At 67.0% G+C, this 5623-nt stretch carries 6 protein-coding genes and 1 pseudogene; 2 read left to right on the top strand and 5 right to left on the bottom strand.

Annotation, left to right across the window (positions count from 1 at the left end):
- Window positions 1-1244, bottom strand: a pseudogene (locus tag CSW58_RS04720) (peptide MFS transporter); the annotation flags it as partial.
- A 189-nt stretch (window positions 1245-1433) separates the two neighbouring features.
- Between CSW58_RS04720 and CSW58_RS04715 the strand changes: the two are divergent.
- Window positions 1434-1982 carry a DUF427 domain-containing protein gene (locus CSW58_RS04715; RefSeq protein WP_099446507.1) on the top strand — a complete coding sequence of 183 codons (549 nt, stop codon included), beginning with the start codon at window positions 1434-1436 and terminating at the stop codon, window positions 1980-1982.
- 12 nt (window positions 1983-1994) lie between these two features.
- On the opposite strand, the gene CSW58_RS04710 is transcribed toward CSW58_RS04715, so the two are convergent.
- Together CSW58_RS04710 and CSW58_RS04705 are read right to left on the bottom strand one after the other, a co-directional pair.
- On the bottom strand, window positions 1995-3356 hold the full coding sequence (locus CSW58_RS04710) for a glutamate--cysteine ligase (RefSeq protein ID WP_099446506.1): 1362 nt from the start codon (window positions 3354-3356) through the stop codon (window positions 1995-1997).
- A gap of 119 nt (window positions 3357-3475) precedes the next feature.
- Entirely contained in the window at window positions 3476-4198 is a 723-nt protein-coding gene (locus tag CSW58_RS04705) for a 16S rRNA (uracil(1498)-N(3))-methyltransferase (RefSeq protein ID WP_099446505.1), read from the bottom strand.
- A gap of 45 nt (window positions 4199-4243) precedes the next feature.
- Here CSW58_RS04705 and ppk2 point away from each other — a divergent pair, with 45 nt between their 5' ends.
- Window positions 4244-5005: a polyphosphate kinase 2 gene (ppk2, locus tag CSW58_RS04700; RefSeq protein WP_099446504.1), complete on the top strand. Its 762-nt coding sequence runs from the start codon at window positions 4244-4246 to the stop codon at window positions 5003-5005.
- A gap of 4 nt (window positions 5006-5009) precedes the next feature.
- Here ppk2 and CSW58_RS04695 read toward each other — a convergent pair whose 3' ends face one another.
- Together CSW58_RS04695 and CSW58_RS13995 are read right to left on the bottom strand one after the other, a co-directional pair.
- The gene (locus tag CSW58_RS04695; RefSeq protein WP_099446503.1) at window positions 5010-5360 is read right to left on the bottom strand and encodes an iron chaperone; all 351 of its coding nucleotides are present in this window, start codon (window positions 5358-5360) and stop codon (window positions 5010-5012) included.
- Window positions 5357-5623, bottom strand: a 267-nt coding sequence (locus tag CSW58_RS13995; RefSeq protein ID WP_201721573.1) for a Pr6Pr family membrane protein, incomplete at its 5' end; no start/stop codon positions are given. The genes CSW58_RS04695 and CSW58_RS13995, both read right to left, overlap by 4 nt.

Below are 5623 nucleotides of genomic sequence, written 5' to 3'. Positions count from 1 at the left end.
CAAGGTGACCGCGCCGTTGAACCACTGGACCGGGGCCGAGACGAGGTCGAGCTGGACATTGGTGGCGGCGAACAGGCTCAGGGACGATCCGGCCTGCTCGAACAGGGTCCAGAACACCACCGCGCCGAAGATCAGGAACACCGCCAGGGCCAGGCGCTCGCGCTCGATCTTGCTGCACTTGGCGAACATGAACCACAGGAGAGAGCCGAGGGAGGCGACGATGCCGGCGATCAGGGCCGCCCCGACGACGGGGTTGCTCTGCACCAGGAAGAAGATGCCGCCGACGCCGACCAGGGCCAGGACATAGATCAGGATCTCGAGATTGATCGGTCCGACGACCTGGCCTTCAGCGCCTTGGGCTCGGGCGGTTCGCCCTTGCCCTGAAGAAGAGGCTTGCCCAGCACGAAGACGATGAAGCCGGACAGCATGCCGATCCCGGCCAGGCCGAAGCCCGCCCACCAGCCGACGGTGACGCCCAGCAGACCGCACAGGATCGAGGCCCAGAACGAGCCGAGGTTGATGCCGTAATAGTAGAGGGTGAAGCCAGGATCGCGGCGCGGGTCGCCTTGCGGATACAGTTGGCCGACGATGGTCGAGATGTTGGGCTTGAGGAAGCCGACGCCGACGATGATCAGCGACAGGGCCAGCCAGAAGATGTTCAGGTACAGTGGATCGCGATCCTTGACGTCCAGCGTGTAGGCGTTCTTGGCCAGCACGGCGGGCAGGGGGGCGTCCTGCGGCAGACCCTTGACCTCGAAGTCGCCGGTCTTGGTCGCGGCGACCTCATAGGGCTTGCCGTCGACCACCAGCCTGGCGACCAGGTCCTGGCCGCGGCCTTCCGAGACGAACTCGTAGGTCTGGCCCGAATAGGTCAGGGTCTGGACGGCCGGCTTGCCCTCGACCGCCATGGTCAGGTGACCGGCGACCAGCAGGATGGCGCCAAAGGCCACGGCCTTGCGGGTGCCCAGATACTTGTCGGCGAGGAAGCCGCCGATCAGCGGCAGCAGATAGACCAGCGAAGTATAGGAGCCGTAGTGCGACGAGGCGGTCTTCGGGTCGAAGAGGAAGTGCTGCGTCAGATAGAAGATCAGGATCGCCCTCATGCCATAGTAGGAGAAGCGCTCCCACATCTCGGCGAAGAACAGGATGATCAGGCCGCGCGGGTGATCGCGCAGCAGTTGGATAAGCACGGGAATTCCGGTCACCAGCGTGACCAGGATCCCGAGGGCGATAACGATGTTCATACTGAAAGCCTTGTGATTCCAAATTTGCGAGCGCCAACGACCCCGGTCGTTTCGCCCTCGCCTTCCCCATTTGGGGGGGAGAAGATCACGCAGCCCTGTGTTTCACAAGCAAAGGCTTGCCGCCATGGAGCCCTACGTCCTTGGTGCGCGTTATCGAGTCAGCGACGCCCCCCTACAAGGAAGCTTCCGATGACGATTTCCGATGCGAGCCATCCGATCACCCTCTCCAGCGAAGCGGCCCGGGTCAGGGTTCTGTTCGAGGGCCACGAGATCGCCGACAGCGGCGACGTTCTGCTGCTGGCCGAGGCCGACTATCCGCTGGTGCGGTATTTCCCGCGCGACGACGTGGCCATGGCCTTCCTACGCAAGACCGACAAGACCAGCCACTGCCCCTACAAGGGCGAGGCGAGCTATTTCACGATCCAGCGCGACGGCAAGCTGATCGTGAACGCGGTGTGGTCCTACGAGACCCCCAACCCCGCCGTGATCCAGATCGCCGGCCGCTTGGCCTTCTATCCGCAGCATGTCGATTTCCAGGTCGACGGCCAAGCCCCGGCCGACACCGAGGCGCCTGACATCGCCGACATCGTGCGTCACACCGACAGCGGGTCCGGCGCCAGCCAGGCCGAGCACTGGCCGCCCAACGTCTCAATGCCCGACGACGCGGCCCAGCCAGGCGACAACTTCAAGGACGGCGGCGTCGTGGGTCGGCCCTACCAGGGCACGGGGTCGATCTAGCCCAATACCTGGCTAGTAGGCGCAGTCCTTGAACACCCGGTTGATGTCGCCCTTCCAGGCGCCGTGATAGAGGTCGAGCAGGCGCTCGGCCGGGGTGACGCCGCTCTCGGCGATCTCTTCCAGCTCGCCCATATAGATGGTCTCGTCGAGGAAGCCGCCGTTCAGCATGGCGCGGCCCTTCAGGCCCGACCGGGCGATGGCGACGAAGTCCTTGGCGACATCCTGGGCGCTGCGGCCGGCGACCCGGGCCTTGAGGCCCAGGGTCGGCACGTCGCGGCGCAAGCCGGCGCGGTCTTCGGCCGTCCAGTCCTTGCAGAGGTCCCAGGCCGCGGCCAGGGCGGCGTCGTCATAGAACACCCCGGTCCACAGGGCCGGCAGGGCGCACAGGCGGCTCCACGGCCCGGCGTCGGCGCCGCGCATCTCCAGATAGGTCTTCAGCCGCACCTCCGGGAACAGGGTGGTGGTGTGGTCGGCCCAGTCCTTGATCGAGGCCCGCTCGCCCGGCAGTTCGGGGATCCTGCCGTCGATGAAGTCGCGGAAGCTGCGGCCGGCCAGGTCGATATAGGTATCGCCGCGCTTGGCGAAATACATCGGCACGTCCAGGGCGTAGCGGGCATAGCGCTCGAAGTCGAAGCCGTCCTCGAACACGAAGTCCAGCAGGCCGGTGCGGTCGGCGTCGGTGTCGGTCCAGACATTGGCCCGGCTCGACAGGAAGCCGTTGGGCTTGCCCTCGGTGAACGGCGAATTGGCGAACAGGGCCGTGACGATCGGCTGCAGGGCCAGGCTCATGCGGAACTTGGCGACCATGTCGGCTTCGGACGAGAAGTCGAGATTGGCCTGCACGGTGCAGGTGCGCAGCATCATGTCCAGGCCAAGGCCGCCGACCTTGGGCATGTAGTTGCGCATGATCACGTAGCGCCCCTTGGGCATGATCGGCACCTGCTCGCGCGTCCAGACCGGCGAGAAGCCCAGGCCCAGGAAGCCCAGGCCCAGCTCGTCGGCCACGGTCTTGACCTCGTCCAGGTGCTGGCCGGTCTCCTGGCAGATGTCGTGCATGGTCAGCAGCGGCGCGCCGCTCAGTTCGAACTGGCCGCCCGGCTCCAGGCTGACATTGGCGCCGTTGCGCTCCAGCCCGATGATGACTTCGCCTTCCATCACCGGCTTCCAGCCGAAACGCTGCAGGCCGGTCAACAGGGCGTGGACGCCCTTGTCGCCCTCATAGGGCACGGGCTCATGGCTGCCGAGATAGAAGCCGAACTTCTCGTGCTCGGCCCCGACCCGGAACTGTTCCTTGGGCTTGGAGCCCGAGGCGAAATAGGCGGTCAGGTCGTCCAGCGTCAGCGGACGCTCCTGCAGGCTAGCGGTGTCGGCCATGAGCCGTCCCTCCCCGGGGTCAAATCTCGGTTCGGCTGGGGTGGCCCTTCCCCCGACCGCGAACTGTCGTTGAGCGCAATTGGGCGTTTTCTTTGCGAACCTCAAGAGGAAGGTTTGCTTTAGCGTCCTCGCCAATCCCCCGCCGCCGCCTGCCACAGGGTCATGGCGCTGATCGCGGCGGTGTCGGCGCGCAGGATGCGCGGGCCCAGCGACACGGGAATGACAAAGGGCAGAGACCGCAGCCGCTCGCGTTCCTCGGGCGCGAAACCGCCCTCGGGACCGATCAGGATGGCGGCGGGCGCCCCCGTCCCGGCCAGGGCCTCGATCATCGGCCGCGCGTCGCCGCCCTCGTCGCAGAAGACCAGGCGGCGGGCCGAATCCCAAGTGTCGAGAATCTTGTCCAGCTTCATCGGATCGTCGATCACCGGCACGTCCAGGCGGCCCGTCTGCTCGGCGGCCTCGATGGCGATGGCGTCCAGCCGACCTAGTTTGAGGAAGTCGACATTGGTCCGCCGGGTCTGGGTCAGGCGCACGCGGCGCGCGCCCAGTTCGGCGGCCTTCTCGACGATGGTCTCGACCCGACCGCGCTTGACCATGGCCACCACCAGGTCGAGGTCAGGGGCGTGGTCCTGCTCGCGGGTCTGTTCCTCGGCGCGCAGCAGGCAGCCGCGCTTGCCGGCCTCGCTCAGGGTGCAGCGCCACTCGCCGTGCTGGCCGTTGAACACCAGGATCTCGTCGCCGACCGACAGCCGCATCACGGCGATCAGGTAGCGGGACTGGTCGAGACTGGGCGCGACGCCGGCGCCGGCGCTCAGGGGATGGGGAACGAAAAGACGGATCATGCCCTCCTTCTAGCGTAACTCCCTGTTCCGGCGGTAGGCTGACCCATGACCCATTCACGCGACTATGACGATGAACTGGCCGACCTGCAGCTGGCCCTGATCGCCCAGCAGAAAAAAGCGATCGCCGAAGGCTGGCGGTCCCTGATCCTGTTCGAGGGCCGCGACGCCGCCGGCAAGGACGGCGCGATCGCCCGCCTGACCGAGCACGCCTCGCGCCGCGAGACCCGCATTATCGCCCTGTCCAAGCCCACCGACCGTGAAAAGGGTGACTGGTACTTCCAGCGCTATGTGCACCACCTGCCCGGCGCCGGCGAGACCGTGGTGTTCAACCGCTCCTGGTACAATCGCGGCGGGGTCGAGCCGGTGATGGGCTTCTGCACGCCCGTCCAGCACGAGCGCTTCCTGCGCGACGCCCCGGCCTTCGAGGAGATGCTGATCGACAGCGGCATGCGGATGACCAAGTTCTGGCTCGACATCAGCCAGGAGGTGCAGGCCAAGCGCCTGGACGCCCGCCGGGCCGATCCGCTCAGGGCCTTCAAGATCAGTCCCCTGGACGCCGTGGCCCAGGAGAAGTGGGATGACTATACTGCCGCCCGCGACACGATGCTGACCCGCACCCACACCGCGGCCTCGCCTTGGGTCTGCGTCCGGGCCGATCACAAGAAGGCCGCCCGCCTCAACATCCTGCGCTGGCTCCTGCACGCCGCCGGCGACAAGAAACTGGCCAAGGGCGTCGAAAAGCCCGACGAGGCGGTGATCTTTCCGTTCGAGCGCGCGGCGATCGAGGACGGGCGACTGGTCCGCTAGCGGTTCAGCGCCGGGCGTTTTGCGCCACGCGATACTGGACGATCTCGTGCACCAGGTCCTCGGGCAAGGGCGCCTCGGGCTGGAAGCGGATCGTGCCCTTGCTGGTGTCGAACCCGGTGAGCCGATCGGCGAACGGCTCGATCACGCCGTGCGGGTAGAAGGCGCAATGGCTCTTGGCGGCCCCGAAATGGACCAGCGATCCGTTCAGCCTGAAGGTCGGCAGACCATAGCTGATGGTCTCCTCGGCCCCGGGCGCGGCCGCCTGGATCTGCCGACGCAGGGTCGCGAGGGCGGCGCGCTGCTCGGGCGGAACCCGCGAAAGGTAATCGTCGACGCTGGTGGCGGGGACCTTCATGGCCGGGCCGGCGACTCGACCAGGACTTCAGGACCGCGCCCCGGCCGGTGCAGCCGCCGCTGCAGGGCGGTCAGGACCAGGGCCAGGGCGTAGAATCCCGCCGCCATCACCAGCATGGTGACAATCACCGAGGGCAGGCCGCGCTTGGCCACGTCGAGGAAGGGATAGGGGTACCAGCCGCTGACCGCGCCATGGGCCAGGGTCCACAGGCCAAACAGGGTGGGTAGGATCAGGCTGGTCGCCGCGCCCCGCCAGCGGGCGGC

It is taken from the genome of Caulobacter sp. B11 (assembly GCF_002737765.1).
Lineage (GTDB): Bacteria > Pseudomonadota > Alphaproteobacteria > Caulobacterales > Caulobacteraceae > Caulobacter.
This window is presented reverse-complemented; position numbering and strand designations above follow the sequence as displayed.

Excerpts from the sequence above, each read along its gene's own strand:
- CSW58_RS04715 (WP_099446507.1), top strand. The coding sequence starts at position 1,434 with ATGACGATTTCCGATGCGAGCCATCCGATCACCCTCTCCAGCGAAGCG.
- CSW58_RS04710 (WP_099446506.1), bottom strand. The coding sequence starts at position 3,356 with ATGGCCGACACCGCTAGCCTGCAGGAGCGTCCGCTGACGCTGGACGAC.
- CSW58_RS04705 (WP_099446505.1), bottom strand. The coding sequence starts at position 4,198 with ATGATCCGTCTTTTCGTTCCCCATCCCCTGAGCGCCGGCGCCGGCGTC.
- ppk2 (WP_099446504.1), top strand. The coding sequence starts at position 4,244 with ATGACCCATTCACGCGACTATGACGATGAACTGGCCGACCTGCAGCTG.
- CSW58_RS04695 (WP_099446503.1), bottom strand. The coding sequence starts at position 5,360 with ATGAAGGTCCCCGCCACCAGCGTCGACGATTACCTTTCGCGGGTTCCG.